The organism is Mesorhizobium sp. FG116, from assembly GCF_057809835.1.
Map to the genome: position 1 here is coordinate 1 of NZ_JBMDKS010000025.1, position 22,993 is coordinate 22,993.

Sequence of the window (22,993 nt, forward strand, 5' to 3'; positions counted from 1 at the left end):
TTCCGTGACAGTGCGGCAATGCTCAGGCGAGGTAGAAAACAGCACAAGCGAAAGCTCGCCCTGCAACGAGTGGATGCGAAAAATTCCAGCGGCTGCGAGTGATCCCTGGCATTCCCTTCTTGCTCCGCCCCAAAGAGAATTCCAGGATGATGAAGCGGAGAGGTTGCGCCCCCACTTCAAGTGACGAAGCGTAGGGATGCGCTTCCTTTGGTAGCATGACGAAACGGAGGGGAGGAAGCTGGCCTACTCGGCGGCGAGCTTGTTGCCGGTGGCGTAGGTGGACTGATAGCGCGCGCGCTGGCGGTTCAGCGCCACCATGGTGTTGCGCATCAGGATCGCCACCGTGATCGGGCCGACGCCGCCCGGGACCGGCGTGATCCACGAGGCCACGTCCTTGACGCTTTCGGTGTCGACGTCGCCGACGATGCGGCTTTGACCGTCCGGACCGGTCTCGGCATTGATGCCGATGTCGATGACGGCTGCGCCCGGCTTGACCATATCCGCCTTGATGAGCCGCGGCTTGCCGACGGCTACGAACAGCGCATCGGCGCGGCGGGCGTGGGCGGCGACCGAGCGCGTCATGTGGTGGCAGACGGTGACGGTGGCGCCCTCGCTCATCAACAGAAAGGCGATCGGCTTGCCGACGATCTCGGAGTGGCCGACGATAACCACTTCCAGACCCTTGAGGTCGAGGCCGGTTTCCTTGAGCAATTCGACCGACGCGGCGGCGGTGCATGGCGCAAGGTCGAGATCGTTATAGACGATGTTGCCGATGGAGGCCGGGTGCATGCCCTCGACATCCTTGAGCGGATGGATGGCGCCTTGCAGCGCCTTGATCGGAATGTGCGGCGGCACCGGGCGCTGGATGATGATGCCGGTGACGCGCGGATCGGCATTCATGCCGTGGATGGCGGCTTCCAGTTCGGCTGCGGTGAGGTCGGCCGGAAAGTTGCGTTCCTCGAAATCGATGCCGGCAAGCTCGGCCTTGGCGCGCTGGTTGCGCACATAGACGCCGACCGCGGCGACATCGCCAACGGTGATCGAGACCAGCCGGGGCTGGAAGCCGTCAGCCGCGGCGGCTTCGGCCTGCGCGCGCACTTCGGCAATGATGCGCTTGGCGACCGGGCCGCCCCTCAGGTAGCGCGTATCATCGGAGATAGACATTTTTGTTTCCTGTATGGAAAATGGTTTGCATAGGGAGATAACCGAGAACGCCGCCAAGAGCAACGCGAAAGCGGGATTTTCGGCAGCTTTGACCGCCTTCTTTCAGGCCAAGTGCAGATTGGCAACAAAAAGGGCAGCGCGGCGTCGCCGGCTGCCCTCTTCGCGACCGGTCATGTCCCCTACACGACCCGTCCCCCGTAGTTGCGGACTTTTCTACATCACCACGACTGTGGTGCCAACCGGCACGCGCTCGTAGAGGTCGACGACATCTTCGTTGCGCATGCGGATGCAGCCCGACGAAACCGCACCGCCAATGGTCCAGGGCTGGTTGGTGCCGTGGATGCGGTAAAGCGTGGAACCGAGATAGAGCGCACGCGCGCCGAGCGGATTTTCAATGCCGCCGGCAAGGTGGGTCGGCAGGAAGCGGCCCTTGGCCTTTTCGCGCGAGATCATTTCCGCCGGCGGATACCAATCCGGCCATTCGCGCTTTTGCGAAACCTTGTGCGTGCCGGCCCATTCGAAGCCGGGCTTGCCGGTGCCGACGCCATAGCGGCGGGCCTTGCCGTTTTCGCCGACGAGATAGAGGAAGTTCTCGGTGGTATCGATGACAATGGTGCCGGGCTTCTGCGGCCCGTCATAGGCCACTTCCTGCGGCAGGTAGATCGGGTTGATCTGCGGGCGGGCCACGACACGCTTCTGTGGCTTCGGCACGGCAGCGGTGCGGATGCGGTCCGGCTGGACCTGGATCTGCGCCGGCGCTTCGACGGCGCGAAGCTTGCGCTTCTGTTCCGCCTGCTGCGCGCGCTTCAGCGGACGCACGGCGGTCGGTTGCTGGCCAAGCTGCATGACCCACGGCGCGGACAGGTCCGGACTGACCATGACCGGCGGGCGTTCGGCATAGCGTTCGCTGGCCATCGATGCGGGCGCCGCAAAGGCAAGGGCGCAGACCGCGCCAAACAGGGAGACGGAAAGTCGTTTCATCGGGATTTGCTCTCAGCTTAATCGTCTCGGCCCAACGGCAAGACCGTTGGCCCAAGACCCGTTGGCATGGCGCGATGTTGGCTGCGAGCAGCAACCGAAACGTGAATCGGAATGCGTAAAATGCGGTTTTGTCAGTAAACCTTTTGGTATGGTTATCGGCGCGTTCAGGAATCTGGTAAAGCGCCGGTAAAAGGCGAAGCGACAAAGGTTAATGGGCGAAATCCATGAGCGAGAACACTGGCCTCATCACCGGCCCGGACGGCATCGAGCGTTGCTTCTGGCACGGCAATCTGCCGGACTACCTGCACTATCACGACCATGAATGGGGCCGCCCGATGGCCAACGACACGCGGCTGTTCGAAAAAATCTGCCTCGAAGGTTTCCAGTCCGGCCTGTCGTGGCTGACGATATTGAGGAAGCGCGAGAATTTCCGCGAGGCGTTCGACGGCTTCGAGTTCGACCGCGTGGCGCGCTTTACCGACGAGGACGTGGAGCGCCTGCTGGGCAATGCCGGCATCATCCGCCATCGCGGCAAGATCGTCTCCACCATCAACAATGCCAGGCGCGCGCGCGCGTTGGCCGACGAGGCGGGTTCGCTGGCGGCGTGGTTCTGGAAGTTCGAACCGGGGCCTGAGGAGCGCCCGGCGGTGGTCGATCTCGCCCATCTCAAGGCCAACCCGACGACGGCCGTTTCAGTGCGCATTTCCAAGGAACTGAAGAAGCGCGGCTGGAGCTTCGTCGGCCCGACCACCGTCTATGCCTTCATGCAGGCGATGGGGCTGGTGAACGACCATCTGGAAGGTTGTTCGTGCCGTGCCGAGGTGGAGAACGAGCGCAAGCGCTTCAAGCGGCCGCGCTGACCGCGCTTGCGGCGAAAGGCCGGGGAGCCAAACCCTTGCCGCATTAGACGGCATCGGTTAGGACAGCCGCGTCGCAGGGTCCGGCAGTTTTGCCGCTGCGGCATGTCCTGAATTGCCGAGTATCAATCCATGGCCGATAAATCGGAAAAGATGAAAGCGCGGCTGCCGCGCGGGCTCGCTGACCGCAGCGCGGAAGACATCCGCGCCGTCGAGAAGATGACGGCGAAAATCCGCGAGGTCTACGAGCTTTACGGCTTCGAGCCTGCGGACCAGCCGCTGATCGAATATACCGACGCGCTTGGCAAGTTTCTGCCGGACCAGGACCGGCCGAACGAAGGCGTGTTCTCGTTCCAGGACGATGACGAGCAGTGGCTGTCGCTGCGCTATGACCTGACCGCGCCGATGGCCCGCTTCGTGGCGGAGAATTACGACCGCCTGCCGAAGCCCTTCCGCAGCTATCGCTCAGGCTGGGTGTTCCGCAACGAGAAGCCGGGTCCGGGACGCTTCCGCCAGTTCATGCAGTTCGACGCTGATACGGTGGGAACGCCCGGCGTAGCAGCCGACGCCGAAATGGCGATGATGATGGCCGACGTGATGGAGGCGGTGGGCATCAAGCGCGGCGACTATGTTATTCGCGTCAACAACCGCAAAGTGCTGGATGGTGTGCTGGAGGCGATTGACCTTGGCGGCGACGAGAACGCGGGACGTCGGCTGACCGTGCTGCGCGCCATCGACAAGCTGGATAAGCTGGGCGTCGAGGGTGTTCGGCTTTTGCTCGGTCCCGGACGCAAGGATGAGTCTGGCGATTTTACTAAGGGGGCAGGGCTTGAACAAAGGTACATTGATTTTGTTGCAGATTTGTTTTTGAGAACAGATGAAGGCGGATCGACGAGGCAGGTTCAATCCTCAGAAAATGCCCGAAAGTCGATGAACTTGCCTTTGCAAGGCGTCCTCGGAGGAAGCAAGCAAAACGAGACGTACCTGAACGGTGTTGATGAGCTGCTTAGTCTTAAGAATTTGGTGACAGCTGCTGGTTATGGGCCGGAGCGCATACTTATCGACATGTCTGTCGTCCGCGGCTTGGAATACTATACCGGGCCGGTCTACGAGGCGGAGCTGCTGGCCGAGATTCCCAATGACGAGGGAAAAATCGTGCGCTTCGGGTCGGTAGGCGGCGGTGGGCGCTATGACGGGCTGGTGTCGCGCTTCCGCGGCGAGCCGGTACCGGCGACCGGTTTTTCGATTGGCGTCTCGCGCCTGATGACGGCGCTGAAGAATCTCGGCAAGCTCGATACGTCCGATGTCATCCAGCCGGTCGTCGTGCTGGTCATGGACAAGGACACGGAAAGCCTCGGCCGCTACCAGAAGATGGTGTCCGACCTGCGCAAAGCCGGCATCCGTTCCGAAATGTATCTCGGCGGCGCGGGCATGAAGGCGCAGCTCAAATATGCCGACAAGCGCGGCTGTCCAGTGGCCGTCATCCAGGGCGGCGACGAGCGCGCCAAGGGCGAGGTGCAGTTGAAGGACCTGATCGAGGGCGCGCGGCAGGCTGCGGCCATTGCCGATCATGCCGAATACAAGGAAGCGCGTCCCGGCCAAGTGACGGTGGCCGAGACCGACCTCGTCGCGGAAGTGAAGAAGATACTCGCCGCCCAGGCCGAGGACAGGGCCGCAAGATGAGGGCCGGAGCGTCAGCCGCAGCGCGGCAAAGGCCGTCGTCATGACCGCGCGGCCGGCCATCGCCATCGAGATCGCAAGGCTGTTCGCAGAGCGCGGCGCGGTGCCTGTGGACGTGGCGGTGCTGCAGCCGGCCGATCCGTTCCTCGACATGGCCGGCGAAGATTTGCGCCGCCGCATTTTCCTGACCGAAAGCGAGACCGGGCAGACGCTGTGCCTGCGCCCGGAATTCACCATTCCGGTGTGCCTCGACCACATCGCTTCGCAGGCCGGCACGCCGCGCCGCTATGCCTATCTCGGCGAAGTGTTCCGCCAGCGCCGCGAAGGCGCGAACGAGTTTTTCCAGGCTGGCATCGAGGATTTGGGCGACCGTGACACGGCGCGCGCCGATGCGCGTTCGCTGGCCGATGCCCACGCGCTGATTTCACTCGCTCTGCCCGGCGAAACGCTTGCGGTGACGCTCGGCGACCAGGCGGTGTTCGAGGCGGTGCTGGCGGCGCTTGGCCTGCCGCGCGGCTGGCGTATGCGGCTGGCGCGGGCCTTCGGCTCGGATGCGATGCTGGAAGCGGCTCTTGCCGATCTTGCCAATCCGCCCCGCAACGGGCAACTGGCGGGCGCGGTGGCGATGCTTGCCATTGACGGCGACACGGATGCTCTGACCGCGCACATTGCAGGCGAAATGGAAGAAGCCGGGCTGTCCGCCTCGGCTGGACGCACACCCGTCGATATCGCGCGCCGCCTGATCGAGAAAACCCAGTTGCGTAGCGTGCGGCTTTCCGACGACGCCTTTGCCGCGCTGAAGACCTTTCTCGCCATCGATACGCCGCTTGCAGAAGCTGCACCCGCGCTGGAGAAATTCGCCGCCGATGCGCGCCTGTCGCTTGGCGAAGCGCTGGAGAAATTCGCCGCGCGCGCCGAGGCAATCGCCGCGCATGGGCTGGGCGCGGGTACAGTCCGCTACGATGCGGCCTTCGGGCGTCCGCTCGATTATTATACCGGGCTGGTGTTCGAGATCGCGGCGAGCGGCGTTTCCCCGCGTGTTCTTGCCGGCGGTGGCCGCTATGACCGGCTGCTGACGTTGCTCGGCGCAAAGACGCCCATTCCCGGCGTCGGTTTCTCTGTCTGGCTCGACCGGATCGAGGCCCTGAGGGGAGCAAGCCGATGACGGTGACATTGGCCATTCCGTCCAAGGGCCGGCTGAAGGAGCAGACGCTGGAGGTGCTGGCCAAGGCCGGGCTTGCCGTCAGCCTGCCCAGCGACGAGCGCACATACCGCGCCCATGTCGAGGGCCGCGACGACATCGAGGTCGCCTTCCTGTCGGCGTCGGAGATTGCCGGTGAAATCGGACAGGGCGCGGTCGATCTCGGCGTTACCGGCGAGGATCTGGTGCGCGAGAACCTGGCCGACTGGGAACAGCGCGCTGAAATAGCGGCTCGACTCGGCTTCGGTCATGCCGATGTGGTGGTGGCGGTGCCCGACATCTGGCTCGACGTAGACAGCATGGCCGACCTCGACGATGTCGCCGCCGACTTTCGCCAGCGCCACGGGCGACGCCTGCGCATCGCCACCAAATACTGGCGGCTGACGCAGCAGTTCTTCTCCGGCAAGCACGGCATCCAGGTCTATCGCATCGTGGAAAGCCTTGGCGCCACCGAAGGCGCGCCCGCCGCCGGCTCGGCCGATGTGATCGTCGACATCACCTCGACGGGCTCGACGCTGCGCGCCAACAGGCTGAAGGTGCTGGCCGACGGCGTGGTGCTGAAATCGCAAGCCTGCCTTGTCGCTTCGCGCACGGAGCGCGGCGCAAAGGCGCAGGCGCTCGTGGATGAAATCGCGGCCAAGGTGCGCGCGGCAATTGCCGGATAGGCTGGCATTCCAACCGGTCAGGCGGTAAATCCTCGACCATGATCAACGCCCTTAGCTCGCCCGACCTGCAGCAAAGCAACCGGCTGCGCCTCAACACGCTGATCCGCCTGCGCTGGCTGGCGATTTTCGGCCAGAGCATCGCCGTGCTCGTCGTTGCCTATTGGCTGGAATTTCCGCTGCCGGTGGGCCTCTGCTTCGCGCTGATCGCCGGGTCGGCCTGGATGAATTTGTGGCTGGCGTTCCGCTATCCGGCGGCGCACCGGCTGAAGCCGCTTGCTGCCATGGGCATCCTGACATTCGACAGTTTGCAGCTTGCCGGCCTGCTCTACATGACCGGTGGCCTGACCAATCCGTTCTCGCTGTTGATGACGGTTCCCGTCGTCATCTCGGCGACCTCGCTGCCGCTCAGGCTGACCGCCGTGCTCGGCCTGCTGGTGATGGCGGTGGCTACCTTTCTTGCCTTTTTCCACCTGCCGCTGCCGTGGATCGAAGGCGCGCCACTGGTGATGCCGTTCGTCTATGTCGCGGGCATGTGGATGGCGCTTCTGTCTTCCATCGCGTTCACAGCCATCTATGCCTTCCGCGTGGCCGACGAGGCGCGGCTGCTGGCCAATGCGCTCGCCGCGACCGAACTGGTGCTGCAGCGCGAGCAGCATCTTTCCGCGCTGGACGGGCTGGCGGCCGCTGCCGCGCATGAGCTTGGCACGCCGCTCGCCACCATCACGCTGGTGGCCAAGGAAATGGAAAAGGTGCTGGGCAAGGACCCGAAGTTCCATGACGACGTAACCCTGTTGCGGACGCAAAGCGAGCGATGCCGCGAAATCCTCAAGCGGCTGACCAGCCTGTCCTCCGAAGGCGAGCCGCTATTGACCCGACTGCCGATCACATCGCTGATCGAGGAGGTGATCGCACCGCACCGCGATTTCGGCATTTCGATCAAGCTGAAACCCGGCGAGCGCATCGGCGCGGAGCCGGTGGGACGGCGCAACCCCGGCGTCATCTATGGGCTTGGCAACCTTGTCGAGAACGCCGTCGATTTCGCCCATACGAGCGTGAGCGTGAGCTGGACCTGGGACGATGCTTCGGTCCTTCTCACCATCACCGACGACGGCGCCGGTTTTCCGGCAGAAGTCATCGACCGCATCGGCGAACCTTACATGTCGACGCGGCAAGGGGCCGAGCCGGGCGGCGGGCTGGGGCTTGGCCTGTTCATCGCCAAGACGCTTCTGGAACGCTCCGGGGCCAGCATCGTGTTCAGTAATTCGAGCGGACCGGGCGAAGGCGCGGTGGTGCAGATCAAATGGCCGCGCAGCGTGTTCGTCTATGCCGATAACTTGGCTGGCACATCGCTCGACGCGGTGTAGAATTGGACAGCGGCGCTCAACACCTATATCTGCGCGTGAAAGATGCTTTCTTGCACGATAAAAATTGGGCACGACAAAAAATTGGGACCTGACAGATCATGACCGGCGAAGACGTCACTGGCAGCATGGTAACCGGCGGCGACACTTCGCTGCTGATCGTCGATGACGACAAGCCCTTTTTGACCCGGCTGGCACGCGCCATGGAAACGCGCGGCTTTGTGGTGGAAACCGCCGACAGCGTCGAGGAAGCGGTGGGCAAGGCGCGCGCCAATCCGCCCGCCTATGCGGTGGTCGACATGCGGCTTGGCGACGGCAACGGCCTCGACGTGGTGGCTGCGATCCGCGAAAAGCGCGAGGACGCCCGCACCGTCATCCTGACCGGCTATGGCAATATCGCCACCGCAGTTACCGCCGTGAAGCTTGGCGCGATCGACTATCTTTCCAAGCCGGCCGATGCCGACGATGTGTTCGCGGCGCTGACCCGAACGTCCGGCGAGCGCGCCGCACCGCCGGAAAATCCGATGTCGGCCGACCGGGTGCGCTGGGAGCATATCCAGCGCGTCTACGAGATGTGCGAGCGCAATGTCTCGGAAACGGCGCGCCGGCTGAACATGCACCGCCGCACCTTGCAGCGCATATTGGCCAAGCGCGCCCCTCGCTAGGCGGCGTCAAGGTTCAGGTGATGGCGGCCTGCAAATAGCGGGCTCAGTCAACTCTCAACGACATCTGGACGGCTTTGGGAAAATCCGGGCCGCGAAGACCTGTCTGACTGCCGGTCGCTAATGACAGGCCGCCACGTCGTTGCCGTTTGGGCCTTGCAAGAAATGGCCGGGGTTGGCGCACGCGCACCACCCCGGTACTGTCGGGCGTGAATCAAGTTCACGCCGTTCGACCCATCACAAGACATGCGAGGTAGACATATGCAGCCAGAAAGACCGCGCCCGGTTTCGATTTTCCGCGAATTTCTCGACAGCGAGGCGTCCGGCGGAATCGTACTGATGGTGGCCGCGGCACTGGCGCTGATCGTTGCGAACTCGCCGCTGGCGGAGGGCTATTTCGCGGCGCTGCACGCCTACGCCGGACCGCTCAGCGTGTCGCACTGGATCAATGACGGGCTGATGGCGGTGTTCTTCCTGCTGGTCGGGCTGGAGATCAAGCGCGAGGTGCTGGACGGGCAATTGTCGACGTGGCCGCGCCGGATGCTGCCCGGCATTGCCGCCGCCGGCGGCATGATCGTGCCGGCCCTGGTCTATGTCGCCCTCAACCGCAACAATGCCGAGGCCCTTGCCGGCTGGGCCATCCCGACGGCGACCGACATCGCCTTTGCGCTCGGCGTCTTGTCGCTGCTCGGCAACCGCGTGCCGGCAGCACTCAAGGTGTTCCTGACCGCGCTCGCCATCATCGACGATCTCGGCGCCGTCATCATCATTGCCGTGTTCTATACCAGCGGCCTGTCGCTCGCGTATCTCGGCGCCGCCTTCGCCGTCATCGCCCTGTTGATCTTGCTCAACCGCATGGGCGTGCTTTCACTTGTTCCCTATATCCTGCTCGGCGTCGTGCTGTGGGTGCTGGTGCTGAAGTCCGGCGTCCACGCCACGCTGGCCGGCGTTGCGCTGGCGCTGACGGTGCCGCTCAGGGTTTCGCCCGGCATCGCGCACGATCTCGATCACTCGCCGCTGCACCGGCTGGAACACGCGCTGCACGGGGTCGTGCCGTTCGTCATCATTCCGATCTTCGGCTTTGCCAATGCCGGGGTCAGCCTGACCGGCCTGACGCCGGCGGCGCTGTTGGAGCCGCTGACACTGGGTGTCGCCGCAGGGCTGGTGGTGGGCAAGCTGGTCGGCGTGTTCGGCGCATCAGCGCTGGCAATCCGCCTCAAGCTTGCCGACATGCCGGCCAATGCCGGCTGGTCGCACCTTGTCGGCATATCGCTGCTCTGCGGCGTCGGCTTCACCATGAGCCTGTTCATCGGCCTGCTCGCCTTCGGCGACAACCAGGCACTGCAGGATGCAGTGAAGGTCGGCATCCTTGCCGGTTCCTTCGTCGCCGCGGTCCTCGGCGCGGGCGTGTTGCTCGCCTCGCCAAAGCCGGGGCGGGAAGAGGAGTTGTAGCCGCGACGGCTATCGACCACGCGCTACTCGCTCTCGCCCTCCAGCGCCGGCACCGAGACGCCGGCAAGCTCGGCCGCCAGAAGGCGGGCGGCACCGGCGCGCGCGATGCGCAGAATCAGCGCCTTGCGGGTGGCGGCCGCCATGCGATGTTCCGGCGCATCGCGCATGATTTCCGCGCCATAGCCGTCGGAGAGGATGAAGCCGCATTCGTCGGGGAAGATTTCCGCCGGCACGCCCGGATGGGTGGCGAAGAAGAAACGGTCTGAATGCAGCCGGTAATCCGGCCATTTGCGGTCGACGCGGAAATCCTCGATGGACGACTTGATCTCGACGATCCAGATGTCGCCTTGCCTTGTCAGCGCGACAAGATCGGCGCGGCGGCCGGTGGCCAGCGACAATTCGGGCAGCACATGCGCGCCCATGTCGGTCAACAGGCGCTGAACGCCACGCCGGACGAGCAGCGCGCGATCCGACTGGCGGCCATCTATAAGCGGGTTATGGGAAAGCGGCGAAACGATTGGCATGGCACCCACCATGCCAGAGTTTGTTCACGTTTTGAACCCTATCGCGCCTACAACACCATCAAATATCTTAACCTCGACGTAAAGCCATTATGGTCTCGATATCTTTGTCATTGTTTACGCCCAAAACAGTATAACCCTTAAAATCAAGGTTTACGACCAAAAGTAAGTCTTTTGAAGGATCAAACTTTGAGCCGTTATTAATAGCATTGGCGAGAGATCCCGAAGACCCCTCCGAGGATTCCAACACAAAGAAAGAAGTCGTTTCTTTCCAATAGTTGCGACCTACAGCCTTGTTGCGGATTGCGTCATTAACCGAGCTCCATCGCTCTTGGTAAGAGCCATAAAGACTGGACTCATTTGCGATCCGGAAAGAGACAACAAAGATAGTCATATAAAGGTTTCCTTATGTGGAAACCTTTGGTTGGGTTGACAGTAAGTCGAATGCGATTCATGGTGCGCACGTGTCTTCGAAATGCCGCAACCCAGCCAAAGGTTTTGCGGTTATCGACACGGAGCCGGGGTGCCAGCCCCGGCTTTGTCGTATCGAGAATCAGCACTATGCCAATTCGCTTAGAATTTAAGAGCGACTCGGTTTGGGCCGTCAAGAACGTATTTGCGCCGAAAAGATAAACGTGACGGCTTTTCCCCTTAGATTCGTCTGTTCGTTGAGCAATCGCGCTTAACGCCCACTCATATTTACGTTTTTCCTGCCATCTCCTCGAGGATCGGGCAGTCGGGACGGGCATCGCCGTGGCAGGCGAGGACAAGTTTCTGCAAGGTGGAGCGCATCGACTGCAGTTCGCGGATCTTCTCCTCGATTGCGGTCACATGGTCGGAGGCGATCTGGCGGACGTCGGCGCTGGCGCGCGAACGGTCCTGGTAGAGCGCCATCAACTGGCGGCAGTCGTCGATGGAAAAGCCGAGATTGCGGGCGCGCTTGAGGAAGGCGAGGCGGTGGACGTCGTCGCCGGAATAGTCGCGATAGCCGTTGCCGGCGCGCTGCGGCGCGATCAGGCCGATTTCCTCGTAGTAGCGGATGGTCTTGGCCGGAAGTCCGGCGCGACGGGCTGCATCACCGACGTTCATTTGCCAACCTCAAAGCACTGTGCGGCAGTTTATTAAAATTCGGGTCATTGATTTTGCTTCACATTCCCGTGAATGCTGTTGCGAAAATGCAATAGTCTGCAACTTACGCGATGGCTATGCCCAGCATATAGGCACCGCCTGCTTGGCAAGCAAAAAAATAGCCAGCATGTATACGTTCCAGAAATCGAGGCCGATTCGGCCGGATGATTCTGGGCGGGGGCAACGGTTTTACATGCGGGTGAAAGCTTTCCTTCTTGCCGCAGCACTGGCGACCGCGCTGGCCGGTTGCAGCACGATCGGCTCGACGCCGATCTTCACCTCCAGCTACGGCGCTGTGACGGATTCTGGCTACAAGCTGCCGCGCATTCCGATCGAGAAGGTAAAGCGCGAGTTTCACCGCCAGGTTGTGAGCTACGACACCAGCGAGAAGCCGGGCACGATCGTGGTCGATACCGGCAGGAAGTTCCTTTATCTGGTCATGGCCGACGGCAAGGCGATGCGCTACGGCATCGGCGTCGGGCGCGAAGGCTTCGAATGGCGCGGCACTGCCCGCATCGCCATCAAGCGCGAGTGGCCGACCTGGACGCCGCCCTCCGCCATGATCAAGCGCCAGCCGGAACTGGCGAAATATGCCGGCGGCATGGAGCCCGGCCTGATGAACCCGCTCGGCGCACGCGCGCTCTACCTGTTCAACAAGGGTGGCGATTCGGGCTATCGCCTGCACGGCACGCCTGAATGGAATTCCATCGGCAAGGCGATGTCTTCGGGCTGCATCCGGCTGATGAACCAGGACATCATCGACCTCTACAACCGCGTCGACACCGGCGCGAAGGTCATCGTGATGTAACAAGTTTTGTACGCGGACCGTCTAGGCAACACTGACGTCCCAAACAGGAAACCGGGCTCAAAGGCCCGGTTTTTTGTTGTCTGCGCTACGTGTCTGCGACGGAAAGTCAGGCGACCTGTTCGACCTGCTGGACTTCCGGAACGAAGTGCCTGAGCAGGTTCTGGATCCCGTGCTTAAGCGTCGCCGTGGACGACGGGCAGCCGGCGCACGAGCCCTTCATGTGCAGGAACACGGTGCCGTTCTCGAAGCCGCGGAAGGTGATGTCGCCGCCATCTTGGGCCACTGCCGGGCGCACGCGGGTGTCGAGCAGTTCCTTGATGGTGACGACGAGTTCCTCGTCGGCCTTGTCGTAGAACTCTTCCGTCTCGCTGGTCTCGGCGGCAGGGGCCGAGCTCGTCATCACCGGCTGGTTTGACATGAAGTGTTCCATGATCGTGCCGAGGATCGCAGGCTTCAGGTGCTGCCACTCCGGGCCGTCCTTGGTGACGGTGATGAAGTCGTAGCCGAAGAACACGCCGGTGACGCCCGGAATGTCGAACAGGCGGCCGGCAAGAGGCGAAGCCTCGCGGGCGCTGTCGGCATCACGAAAATCGGCGGTGCCTTCGCGCAAGACTTCCTTGCCCGGCAGGAACTTCAGCGTGGCCGGGTTCGGGGTCGATTCGGTCTGGATGAACATGGCCGTCTCCATGGCCGCATTCGGCCGTTCAGATTGGAATAATTCTAAATAGACCTCCCGCCGGTCTTATTCAAGCGATAAGGCGCGGGGAAAGTGGCTGGCTGCAAAGATGCGGGCTGGCGGATGTCTATTTAAGGCTGCGCGCGCAAAAGAGAAAGAGGTTTGCGCCGCCGGCATGCAGACAGGGGCGGACAGCCTAGGAAAGGCTTTCGATGTCCTCGTCCGACAGGGTTTGCGGGATGACGGTGACGGGAATGGGGAAGGCCGCGCCCTTGCCGACCACGGAGGCGACCAGCGGGCCGGGACCTTCCTTGCCCGAACCGGCGGCAAGGACCAGGATCGAGATGTCCTGATCCTCCTCGATCAGCTTGTGGATCTCCTCGACCTTCTTGCCTTCACGTACGACCAGTTCCGGCTCGATGCCGAACTTCTGGCGCACCTTGTTGGCGTAGGTGTCGAGTGCTGCGTTTGCGGTCGCGGCCGCCTCCTCGCGCATGATCTTCTCGACGCCCAGCCAATGCTGGAAATCGTCGGGCTCGATGACGTAGAGCAGCACCAGCACGCCGTTGGTGCTTTGCATGCGCATCGAGGCGTAGGCGACGGCCCGTTCGCATTCGGGCGTGTCATCGATGATGGCGAGGAATTTGCGGCGGTGACCCGCTTCGCGGACGAGACGTTTGGAAACCATGTTTTACTGTACGACTCGGATTGGTGAACCGGCGCAATCTGCCACCGGCGACAGCCGGCGACAAGCCGGTGGATCGCCAGGGCCTGACGCTATCCTCTCAGTTCCCGGCGCAGGATCTTGCCGACCGGAGTTTTCGGCAGCTCGTTGCGGAACTCGATATATTTCGGCCGCTTGTAGCCGGTCAGGTTGACCTTGCAGTAGGCGGCAAGCGTCTCGATGGTAAGATCGGGGTCCTTCTTGACCACGAAGAGCTTCGGCACCTCGCCCGACTTCTCGTCCGGCACGCCGACGGCGGCAACCTCGAGCACGCCCGGATGCTGGGCAACGACCTCTTCGAGTTCGTTCGGATAGACGTTGAAGCCGGAGACGAGGATCATGTCCTTCTTGCGGTCGACGATCTTGGTGAAACCCTGCTCATCCATGAAGCCCATGTCGCCGGACTTGAAGAAACCGTCCTTGGTCATCACTTTGGCGGTCTCGTCGGGCCGGTTCCAGTAACCGGCCATGACCTGTGGCCCCTTGATGCAAATCTCGCCGACCTCTCCCAAGGGCAAATTGTTGCCCTCGTCGTCGCGGATGGCGATCTCGGTCGAAGGAATGGGCAGGCCGATGGTGCCGGTGAAGTCCGGTGAACTGCACTTGTTGGCGGTCGCCACCGGCGAGGTTTCCGACAGGCCATAGCCTTCCGTGATGTGGTTGCCGGTCAGCGCCTTCCAGCGGTCGGCAACGCCCTTCTGCACGGCCATGCCGCCGCCGAGGCTCAAGATCAGCGGCTTGAAGTCGAGCTTGCGGAAATCCTCGTTGTTGAGCAGCGCGTTGAACAGCGTGTTGAGGCCGGGGAAGATGTTGAAGGAATATTTGCGCAGTTCCTTGACGAAGCCCGGAATGTCGCGCGGGTTGGGGATGAGGATGTTGTGGGCGCCCTGCTGCATGCCCATCAGCGCGTTCACCGTCAGCGCGAAGATGTGATAGAGCGGCAGCGCGCAGATATAGGTGAGGTGGGCCGGCTTCGGCTTCACCGCATAGGCATCCTCGACCCACAGCGCGAGCTGGGCAACATTGGCAAGGACGTTGCGGTGCAGCAGCGTCGCGCCCTTGGAAACGCCAGTGGTGCCGCCGGTATATTGCAGGAAGGCGACGTCGTCGGGCGACACTTCGGCCGGCTTGAAGGCAAGGCCGGCGCCTGCCTTCATCGCGGCGTTGAACTTGATGTGACCGGGCAGCGACCAGGCCGGAACGAGCTTCTTGACGCGGCGAACGACAAGATTGACCAGCGCGCCCTTCAGGCCGCCGAGCAGTTCGCCCATCGAGGCGACGACGACATGCTTGACCGGGGTCTTGCCGATTGCCGCCTGCAGGGTCGCGGCGAAGTTTTCGAGGATGACGATGGCTTCCGCACCTGAATCCCGCAACTGGTGCTCGAGTTCGCGCGGCGTATAGAGCGGATTGACATTGACCACGACGTAGCCCGCCCGCAGCACGGCCATCATGGCGACCGGATATTGCAGGACGTTTGGCATCATCAGCGCGACGCGCGCGCCTTTTTGCAGGCCCTTCGACTGCAGGAAAGCGCCGAAGGCACTCGACAGGCGCTCGACGTCGGCAAAGCTCAGCGTCTTGTCCATGCAGGTGAAGGCCGGATTGCCGGAAAACTGCTGGCAGGCGGTGACAAGAAGGTCACCGATCGAGGCCGACTGCATCGGGCCGATCTCCGACGGCATGTTCCGGGGATAGCTGGCGAGCCAAGGCTTTGGCGGCAACCCTGCTGTGAGTCTGGTGATGGCCTTGGGCAAAGGCTTTTCGCCTGCCGGTTTCTTTTGAGCGGGTTTCTGCGGAGCGGGTTTCTTTGCTTCAGTTTTCTTCGTCTCAGACTTTGTCTCAAGTTTTGGGGGTACAGATTTTGCAACCGCCGGCTTTTTGGGCGCGGCCTTCACGGCGACCGGCTTTGAAGCAGCTGGCTTGGCTGCAGCTGGCTTGGCGGCGGCCGGTTTGGGATTTGGCGCTGCAGGTTTCGTCGCCGCCTTTGGCGACGGCTTGGCCGAGCTGGCCTTTGATACGGTCTTGTCAACGGCCTTGGGCGCTGCCTTCGCAGCGGGCGCCTTGGGAGCCGCAGCCTTAGCGGCCGGTGCCTTCGCCGCAGCCGGCTTGGCCGGTTTCGCAGCGGCTTTCTGGACAACGGTCTTGCCGCCCGCCGAACCCTTGTTGCTTGCCTTGGCCAATTTTGCCTCCCCTGATTTCGCCTCGCCGGTCGTGTCGCGGCCGTTGTCGCCGGCCGTCGGGAGCGCCGTCACAGGGACCGGCTCCTCTTTCACGGAAGTTCCACGCAACAATGTATGGCGACAATTCCGGCCCATGCAAGCCGTGCCCCTAGGGCAAGCCGGACGGAAACGTCGAACCGCCGCGCATAAATCCATGTCCGCGGACCGCAGGAAGCCGTCGGATTGCGGAGGTTGCACAACGCGCGCGTTACACTCGGTCGCCGACAGCTGCCTGCTCATTCCATTTGTTGCGCAATATTGGCAATCACGGGAATTTTGTTCCGGTTCCGCAAGGGCAGGCAGGCAGGGAGTTCCAAAGCCGGAAAAACGGTGCTTATATGCGCGCTTCACGAGCCTGATTAGGGGGCTTGGAAGAACATCAGGGAGTGCTCAATGAACAAAAAGCTGACTTTTGCGGCCGCGTTGCTGGCTGCAACCGTCATGGGCGGCATGGCCAATGCCAAACAGCTGGTCTACTGCTCGGAAGCGTCGCCTGCCGGTTTCGACCCGTCGCCGTGGAGCGGTGGTAACGACTTCGACGCATCCTCACGCACCATCTATTCGCGTCTTGTCGAATTCGAACATGGCAAGACCACGATCTCGCCCGGCCTCGCCGAGAGCTGGACGGTTTCCGACGACGGCCTGGAATACACCTTCAAGCTGAAGTCCGGCGTGAAGTTCCAGACCACCGACTATTTCACCCCGACCCGCGACCTCACCGCCGACGACGTGATCTTCTCCTTCGAGCGTCAGTGGAAGAAGGAAAACCCGTGGTTCGAATATCTGCCCGGCACCGGCTGGGAATATTTCGCCGGCATGGGCTTCCCGGACCTGCTCAAGGAAGTCGTCAAGGTCGACGACCTGACGGTCAAGTTCGTCCTCAACAAGCCTGAAGTCGCCTTCCTGCCCGACCTTGGCATGGACTTCGCCTCGATCGTGTCTAAGGAATATGCCGACCAGCTCGAAAAGGCCGGCACCAAGGAACAGTTCACCCAGAAGCCGATCGGCACCGGACCGTTCCAGTTCGTCGACTACCAGGTTGACGCCGTCATCCGCTACCAGGCCTGGGACGGCTATTTCGGCGGCCGCCAGAAGATCGACGACCTGATCTTCGCGATCACGCCCGATCCGGCCGTGCGCGCGCAGAAGCTGAAGGCTGGCGAATGCGATATCATGTCGTATCCGGCACCGGCCGACATTGCCGGCCTGCAGGCCGACACCAACCTCAAGGTCGATGAGCAGGAAGGCCTGAACATCGGCTACATGGCCTACAACACCACGCAGGCTCCGTTCGACAAGGTCGAGGTCCGCAAGGCCCTCAACATGGCCGTCAACAAGCAGGCGATCATCGACGCGGTCTATCAGGGCGCCGGCCAGGTTGCCGTCAACCCGATCCCGCCGACGATGTGGTCGTACAACACCAGCATCAAGGACGACGAGTACAATCCTGATGCGGCCAAGAAGATGCTCGAGGAAGCCGGCGTCAAGGATCTGTCGATGAAGATCTGGGCCATGCCGGTCAGCCGCCCGTACAACCCGAACGCACAGCGCGTTGCCGAGTTGATCCAGGCCGACTACGCCAAGATCGGCGTTAAGGCCGAGATCGTCAGCTACGAGTGGACCGAGTATCGCGAGCGCGGCAAGGCCAAGGATCGTGACGGCGCCTTCCAGCTTGGCTGGACCGGCGACAACGGCGACCCGGACAACTTCCTGTTCCTGCTCGGCTGCGACGCGATCGGCCAGTCCAACTACGCGATCTGGTGCAACCAGGAATTCCAGGACCTGCTCTTGAAGGGCAAGGCGACGACCGACGTTGCCGAGCGCACCAAGATCTACGAGGAAGCCCAGGTTGTCTTCAAGCGTGAGGCTCCGTGGCTGACGATTGCCCACTCCAAGGTGTTTATGCCGATGAACAAGAAGGTTTCCGGCTTCGTCATGGACCCGCTGGGCATCCACCGCTTCGACGGCGTGGACGTCACCGAGTAAGATCGTGACAACAGAATAGGGAACGGCGGCGCTGGACATCCTGCGCCGCCGTTTTATTAAAGACGATGCTTCGCTTTCTTCTCCAGAAACTCGCTCTCATCGTGCCGACCGTCATCGGCATCTCGCTGGCGGCGTTCGCCTTCGTGCGGCTGTTGCCCGGCGACCCGATCCTGGCGATGGCCGGCGAACGCGGCGTCTCGCCCGAGCGCTATGCCGAACTGGTCGTGCGCTTCGGCTATGACAAGCCCTACATCGTCCAGTACTTCAACTACATCGGCGACGTTTTGTCGGGCGACTTCGGCATTTCGATCGCCACCAAGCGGCCGGTGCTGGGCGAATTCCAGGCGCTGTTTCCGGCGACGCTGGAACTGGCGACGGTGGCGCTGATCATCGCCGTCCTGATCGGCATCCCGGCCGGCATTTTCGCGGCGGTGAAACGCGGTTCGTGGTTCGACCAGGCGACGATGGGCGTTGCGCTGACCGGCTATTCGATGCCGATCTTCTGGTGGGGGCTTTTGCTCATCATCTTCTTTTCCGGCTATCTCGGCTGGACGCCGGTATCCGGGCGCATCGGGCTGCAATATTTCTTCAAGCCGGTGACCGGCTTCATGCTGATCGACAGCCTGTTATCGGGCAAACCGGGCGCATTCACCTCCGCGCTCAGTCATCTGATCCTGCCGTCGATCGTGCTCGCCACCATTCCGCTTGCCGTCATCGCGCGCCAGACGCGCTCGGCGATGCTGGAGGTTCTGGGCGAAGACTATGTGCGCACCGCCCGCGCCAAGGGGCTGGCGCCGCGGCGCGTGATCGGCCTGCACGCATTTCGCAATGCGCTGATCCCGGTCGTCACCACCATCGGCCTGCAGGTCGGCACGCTGATGGCCGGCGCGATCCTGACGGAGACGATCTTCTCCTGGCCCGGCATCGGCAAATGGATGATCGACGCCATCGGCAAGCGTGACTATGTCGTGGTGCAGAGCGGGCTCTTGATCATCGCGCTGATCGTCATGGCGGTGAACCTGATCGTCGACGTGCTCTATGCCGTCATCAACCCACGCATCAGGGTGCAGTGATGACAGACCAGTCCGCAGGCCTTCCCGCAGCCGCAACCGTTCCGACGGGTCCGCGCCAGCGCGCCCTTTCCGAGTTCTGGCACTATTTCTCCATGAACACCGGCGCGGTTATCGGCCTCGTCGTGTTCACGCTGCTTGTTTTGACCGCGATCTTCGCGCCGCTGATTGCGCCGCATATGCCCGACGAACAGTTCCGCGATTCGCTGCTGACGCCGCCGATGTGGCAGGAGGGCGGCAAGTCGATGTTCATCCTCGGCACCGATGCGGTTGGCCGCGACATGCTTTCGCGCCTCATCTACGGCGCGCGCTACTCGCTGTTCATCGGCCTTGTCGTCGTCGTCTTTGCGCTGGTCAGCGGCATCATCCTCGGCGTTCTGGCCGGTTATTTCCGCGGCTGGGTCGACACGCTGATCATGCGCGTGATGGACATCATCCTCGCCTTCCCGTCGCTTTTGCTGGCGCTGGTGCTGGTCGCCATCCTCGGCCCCGGACTGTTCAACGCGATGCTGGCGATTGCGCTGGTTTTGCAGCCGCACTTCGCCCGCCTGACCCGCGCCGCCGTGATGGCGGAGAAGAACCGCGAATATGTCGTGTCGGCCAAGGTTGCCGGCGCCAGCCATCTGCGGCTGATGCTGGTGACCATCCTGCCCAATTGCGTCGCCCCGCTGATCGTGCAGGCAACGCTGTCGTTCTCCAACGCCATTCTCGAGGCTGCGGCGCTGGGCTTCCTCGGCATGGGTGCGCAGCCGCCGACGCCGGAATGGGGCACGATGCTGGCCACCGCCCGCGAGTTCATCCTGCGCGCACCATGGGTGGTGACCTTCCCCGGCCTTGCCATCCTGATCACCGTGCTCGCCATTAACCTGATCGGCGACGGCCTGCGCGATGCGCTCGACCCCAAGCTGAAGAGGTCGTGAGCCATGCCCCTGCTCGATATCAAGAACCTAACCGTTTCCTTCGACACCTCGACCGGCCCGTTCCTGGCTGTGAAGGGCATCGACCTTTCGGTCGAGCCGCGCGAGGTGCTGGCCATCGTCGGCGAGAGCGGCTCCGGCAAGTCGGTGTCGATGCTGGCGGTGATGGGCCTGTTGCCAGCATCCGCCACCGTCACGGCGGATCGTATGAGCTTCGACGGCGTCGACCTGCTTGGCATCGACGCGGCTGAGCGGCGCAAGATCGTCGGCAAGGATATCTCGATGATCTTCCAGGAACCGATCGCCAGCCTCAACCCCTGCTTCACGGTCGGCTTCCAGATCGAGGAAGTGCTGCGCTTCCACATGGGCATGGACCGGGCGCAGCGGCGAGCCCGCGCCATCGAGCTTCTGACGCTGGTCGGCATTCCCGAACCTGCCGAACGGCTGAGTTCCTATCCGCACCAGATGTCGGGCGGCCAGTGCCAGCGCGTGATGATCGCGATTGCCATTGCCTGCAATCCGAAGCTGTTGATTGCGGACGAGCCGACCACGGCGCTCGACGTGACCATCCAGAAGCAGATCCTCGACCTTCTGGTGCGCCTGCAGGCGGAGTACGGCATGGGCCTGATCATGATCACCCACAATATGGGCGTCGTGGCCGAAACCGCCGACCGCGTGATCGTGCAGTACAAGGGCACCAAGATGGAAGAGGCGGACGTTCTGTCGCTGTTCGAGAGCCCGAAAAGCAACTATACGCGCGCGCTTTTGTCGGCGCTGCCGGACAACGCCACCGGCGACCGCCTGCCGACGGTATCCGACATGATGTTCGAACCGGCGCCGGGAGCCTGACGATGAGCGTTGTTGTCGAGGGAAAGAACATCAAGCGCGACTATCATGTCGGCGGCGGACTGATGCGCGGCGCGCGCACCGTGCATGCGGTCAAGGGCGTGTCGTTCAGCGTCGAGCAAGGCAAGACGCTGGCGATCGTCGGCGAAAGCGGCTGCGGCAAGTCCACGCTGGCGCGCATCATCACGCTGATCGATCCGGCGACGTCCGGCGATCTTCTGATCGACGGCCACAAGGTCGATATCGCCAAGGACGGGCTGTCGAAGGAGATGCGCCGCAAGGTGCAGATCGTGTTCCAGAACCCGTATGGCTCGCTGAACCCGCGCCAGAAGATCGGCGACATTCTTGGCGAGCCGTTGATCATCAACACCGACAAGCCGGCGGAAGAGCGGCGCGAACTGGCCCACGCCATGTTGAAGAAAGTCGGCCTCGGGCCCGAGCACTACAACCGCTATCCGCATATGTTCTCGGGCGGGCAACGCCAGCGCATCGCCATTGCGCGCGCGCTGATGCTGAACCCGCGGCTTCTGGTGCTGGACGAGCCGGTGTCGGCGCTCGACCTTTCGGTGCAGGCGCAGGTGCTCAATCTGCTCGCCGACCTGCAGGACGAGTTCGAACTGACCTATGTCTTCATCAGCCACGATCTGTCGGTGGTGCGCTACATCGCCGACGACGTGATGGTGATGTATTTCGGCGAAGCGGTGGAATACGGCCCGCGCGACGAGGTGTTTTCAAACCCGCAGCACAGCTACACCAAGACGCTGTTTGCGGCGACGCCGCGCGCCGACGTTGCCAGCATCAAGGCGCGACTGGCGAAGAAGGCCGCCTGAAGGCTACAAGCAGAAAGCGCGGCAGCTCACCACCACTTGACGTCGATGGTGCCGCCGGCGGCGTTGCCGTCGCAATTTTCGTAGGTGCCCGACAGGCCATCGGGACGCTGCGAGGCGAGCGTGTATTCGCAGCCGATGACGTTGTTGTTGCCCTTCTTGATGAAGTCGACTTCCTTGAAGAACAGCGACGTGTCGGAATAGCGGCCCTTGATCAGGTGCTGCGATTTCATCGTCGTCCATTCGAGCGATGCCTCGAACTGGAAGTCCGCGCCCAGCCTGACATCGGTCACGCGGAACGGCCAGCGCGTCGTGCCGTCAGAGGCCGCGCCGTCGAAACCGCCGGCATCGAGATGGGCCTTGATGGTGGTCGCGGAAGGCGCAGCGGCGGGCGCGGCAGCGGGTGCGGATGCGCTGGCTTCCAGCTTCTTTTCCAGTTCACCAATACGCGCCTCGAGGCGGTCGATGCGCGCCGCATCCGTCCCGAACTGGGCTTTGGACAGAACTTCGTGCAGTTGGGCGATCTGGCCGCGCAGGTTCTGGATCTCGCCCTTGGCGGCCTCGAAATCGGTGACGTATTTGGCGATGCCGTAGCTGATGCCCAATACGCCGGCGCCGGTCAGGATCAGCGCACTCGCCTTGCCAAAAATGTTGTCCGCCACCGCTGCCCCCGATGCTGCGCCAAGCTGGCGGCAGGAAATCAGAAAGAGGCGCTGGCGGCAACGTAGATTTCAGCCAGCCGCTCGACACCGGCGCGGTCGTCTTCGTCGAAGCGGCCGGGCGTCGGGCTGTCGAGATCGATGACGCCGATGATCTGGCCATCGCGGACAAGCGGCACGACCAGTTCGGAGCGGGAATCGGGATCGCAGAAGATGTGGTTGTCGGCCTTGGTCACGTCTTCGACGATGATGGAGCGGCGTTCGGCAACGGCGCTGCCGCAAACGCCGCGGCCCACCGCGATGCGCACACAGGCAGGCTTGCCCTGGAACGGGCCGACGACCAGTTCGTCCGGCGAGCGCAGGAAATAGAAGCCTGCCCAGTTGAGGTCGGGCATCGACTGGAACAAAAGCGCGGAGACGTTGGCGGCATTGGCGATGGCGTCGGCCTCGCCGGTGAGCAGGCCTTCCATCTGCTCCGCGAGTTCATGGTAGAACCGAGGCTTGTCGCTAGTGTCGATGGCGTGGGCTGCAAACATATCCTGTCTCCGCCGGTAAACTGCAATCCGGCATAAGGTGATAGGCCCGA

Annotated in this window: 23 protein-coding genes; 13 read left to right on the forward strand and 10 right to left on the reverse strand. The window is 62.7% G+C overall.

Going from position 1 to position 22,993, the window contains the following annotated elements:
* Positions 1-243 precede the first annotated feature (243 nt).
* Positions 244-1,164 (reverse strand): bifunctional 5,10-methylenetetrahydrofolate dehydrogenase/5,10-methenyltetrahydrofolate cyclohydrolase, encoded by a 921-nt coding sequence (locus ACODTY_RS18050; protein ID WP_488995595.1) that lies wholly within the window; start codon positions 1,162-1,164, stop codon positions 244-246.
* Between the two features lie 213 nt (positions 1,165-1,377).
* Complete coding sequence (locus ACODTY_RS18055; RefSeq protein ID WP_488995596.1) at positions 1,378-2,145, reverse strand: L,D-transpeptidase; 768 nt, start codon at positions 2,143-2,145, stop codon at positions 1,378-1,380.
* Between the two features lie 224 nt (positions 2,146-2,369).
* Between ACODTY_RS18055 and ACODTY_RS18060 the strand changes: the two genes are divergently transcribed.
* The 7 genes from ACODTY_RS18060 (at position 2,370) to nhaA (ending at position 10,023) form a co-directional block, all read left to right on the forward strand.
* Positions 2,370-3,005, forward strand: coding sequence for a DNA-3-methyladenine glycosylase I (locus tag ACODTY_RS18060; RefSeq protein WP_488995597.1), 636 nt, complete (start codon positions 2,370-2,372; stop codon positions 3,003-3,005).
* Positions 3,006-3,134: 129 nt separating this feature from the next.
* Positions 3,135-4,685 (forward strand): histidine--tRNA ligase, encoded by a 1,551-nt coding sequence (hisS, locus tag ACODTY_RS18065; protein ID WP_488995598.1) that lies wholly within the window; start codon positions 3,135-3,137, stop codon positions 4,683-4,685.
* A 40-nt stretch (positions 4,686-4,725) separates the two neighbouring features.
* Positions 4,726-5,847, forward strand: a complete 1,122-nt coding sequence (locus ACODTY_RS18070; RefSeq protein WP_488995599.1) for an ATP phosphoribosyltransferase regulatory subunit — start codon at positions 4,726-4,728, stop codon at positions 5,845-5,847.
* The gene (gene hisG, locus ACODTY_RS18075) at positions 5,844-6,548 is read left to right on the forward strand and encodes an ATP phosphoribosyltransferase (protein WP_488995600.1); all 705 of its coding nucleotides are present in this window, start codon (positions 5,844-5,846) and stop codon (positions 6,546-6,548) included. The genes ACODTY_RS18070 and hisG overlap by 4 nt, the downstream gene beginning before the upstream one ends.
* Positions 6,549-6,586: 38 nt before the next feature.
* On the forward strand, positions 6,587-7,912 hold the full coding sequence (locus ACODTY_RS18080; RefSeq protein WP_488995601.1) for an ActS/PrrB/RegB family redox-sensitive histidine kinase: 1,326 nt from the start codon (positions 6,587-6,589) through the stop codon (positions 7,910-7,912).
* A gap of 98 nt (positions 7,913-8,010) precedes the next feature.
* Complete coding sequence (locus ACODTY_RS18085) at positions 8,011-8,574, forward strand: ActR/PrrA/RegA family redox response regulator transcription factor (RefSeq protein ID WP_056243324.1); 564 nt, start codon at positions 8,011-8,013, stop codon at positions 8,572-8,574.
* 258 nt (positions 8,575-8,832) lie between these two features.
* Positions 8,833-10,023: a Na+/H+ antiporter NhaA gene (nhaA, locus tag ACODTY_RS18090; RefSeq protein ID WP_488995602.1), complete on the forward strand. Its 1,191-nt coding sequence runs from the start codon at positions 8,833-8,835 to the stop codon at positions 10,021-10,023.
* A gap of 23 nt (positions 10,024-10,046) precedes the next feature.
* Here nhaA and ACODTY_RS18095 read toward each other — a convergent pair whose 3' ends face one another.
* From ACODTY_RS18095 to cueR, 3 genes are all read right to left on the reverse strand, one after another.
* Positions 10,047-10,547: an MmcB family DNA repair protein gene (locus tag ACODTY_RS18095; protein WP_488995603.1), complete on the reverse strand. Its 501-nt coding sequence runs from the start codon at positions 10,545-10,547 to the stop codon at positions 10,047-10,049.
* Between the two features lie 67 nt (positions 10,548-10,614).
* Positions 10,615-10,938, reverse strand: a complete 324-nt coding sequence (locus tag ACODTY_RS18100; protein WP_488995604.1) for a hypothetical protein — start codon at positions 10,936-10,938, stop codon at positions 10,615-10,617.
* Between the two features lie 305 nt (positions 10,939-11,243).
* Positions 11,244-11,633: a Cu(I)-responsive transcriptional regulator gene (gene cueR, locus ACODTY_RS18105; protein WP_488995605.1), complete on the reverse strand. Its 390-nt coding sequence runs from the start codon at positions 11,631-11,633 to the stop codon at positions 11,244-11,246.
* Between the two features lie 232 nt (positions 11,634-11,865).
* Here cueR and ACODTY_RS18110 point away from each other — a divergent pair, with 232 nt between their 5' ends.
* The gene (locus ACODTY_RS18110) at positions 11,866-12,480 is read left to right on the forward strand and encodes a L,D-transpeptidase (RefSeq protein WP_488995606.1); all 615 of its coding nucleotides are present in this window, start codon (positions 11,866-11,868) and stop codon (positions 12,478-12,480) included.
* Positions 12,481-12,586: 106 nt separating this feature from the next.
* On the opposite strand, the gene ACODTY_RS18115 is transcribed toward ACODTY_RS18110, so the two are convergent.
* The 3 genes from ACODTY_RS18115 to ACODTY_RS18125 form a co-directional block, all read right to left on the reverse strand.
* Positions 12,587-13,156 carry a NifU family protein gene (locus ACODTY_RS18115; RefSeq protein WP_488995607.1) on the reverse strand — a complete coding sequence of 190 codons (570 nt, stop codon included), beginning with the start codon at positions 13,154-13,156 and terminating at the stop codon, positions 12,587-12,589.
* A gap of 196 nt (positions 13,157-13,352) precedes the next feature.
* Positions 13,353-13,844, reverse strand: a complete 492-nt coding sequence (locus ACODTY_RS18120) for a universal stress protein (protein ID WP_488995608.1) — start codon at positions 13,842-13,844, stop codon at positions 13,353-13,355.
* An 89-nt stretch (positions 13,845-13,933) separates the two neighbouring features.
* Positions 13,934-16,135, reverse strand: a complete 2,202-nt coding sequence (locus ACODTY_RS18125; protein WP_488995609.1) for a long-chain-fatty-acid--CoA ligase — start codon at positions 16,133-16,135, stop codon at positions 13,934-13,936.
* A 360-nt stretch (positions 16,136-16,495) separates the two neighbouring features.
* On the opposite strand from ACODTY_RS18125, the gene ACODTY_RS18130 reads away from it, so the two are divergent.
* From ACODTY_RS18130 to ACODTY_RS18150, 5 genes are all read left to right on the forward strand, one after another.
* Complete coding sequence (locus ACODTY_RS18130) at positions 16,496-18,088, forward strand: ABC transporter substrate-binding protein (RefSeq protein WP_488995610.1); 1,593 nt, start codon at positions 16,496-16,498, stop codon at positions 18,086-18,088.
* Positions 18,089-18,153: 65 nt separating this feature from the next.
* The gene (locus ACODTY_RS18135) at positions 18,154-19,161 is read left to right on the forward strand and encodes an ABC transporter permease subunit (RefSeq protein WP_056243308.1); all 1,008 of its coding nucleotides are present in this window, start codon (positions 18,154-18,156) and stop codon (positions 19,159-19,161) included.
* Complete coding sequence (locus ACODTY_RS18140; RefSeq protein WP_056243306.1) at positions 19,161-20,078, forward strand: ABC transporter permease subunit; 918 nt, start codon at positions 19,161-19,163, stop codon at positions 20,076-20,078. Before ACODTY_RS18135 ends, ACODTY_RS18140 begins: the two co-directional genes overlap by 1 nt.
* A gap of 3 nt (positions 20,079-20,081) precedes the next feature.
* Complete coding sequence (locus ACODTY_RS18145) at positions 20,082-20,924, forward strand: ABC transporter ATP-binding protein (RefSeq protein ID WP_488995611.1); 843 nt, start codon at positions 20,082-20,084, stop codon at positions 20,922-20,924.
* 2 nt (positions 20,925-20,926) lie between these two features.
* Positions 20,927-21,751, forward strand: coding sequence for a dipeptide ABC transporter ATP-binding protein (locus ACODTY_RS18150; protein WP_488995612.1), 825 nt, complete (start codon positions 20,927-20,929; stop codon positions 21,749-21,751).
* A 26-nt stretch (positions 21,752-21,777) separates the two neighbouring features.
* On the opposite strand, the gene ACODTY_RS18155 is transcribed toward ACODTY_RS18150, so the two are convergent.
* Both ACODTY_RS18155 and ACODTY_RS18160 read right to left on the reverse strand, forming a co-directional pair.
* Entirely contained in the window at positions 21,778-22,410 is a 633-nt protein-coding gene (locus tag ACODTY_RS18155) for an ABC transporter C-terminal domain-containing protein (protein ID WP_488995613.1), read from the reverse strand.
* 38 nt (positions 22,411-22,448) lie between these two features.
* On the reverse strand, positions 22,449-22,943 hold the full coding sequence (locus tag ACODTY_RS18160; protein ID WP_488995614.1) for a GAF domain-containing protein: 495 nt from the start codon (positions 22,941-22,943) through the stop codon (positions 22,449-22,451).
* Positions 22,944-22,993: the final 50 nt, after the last annotated feature.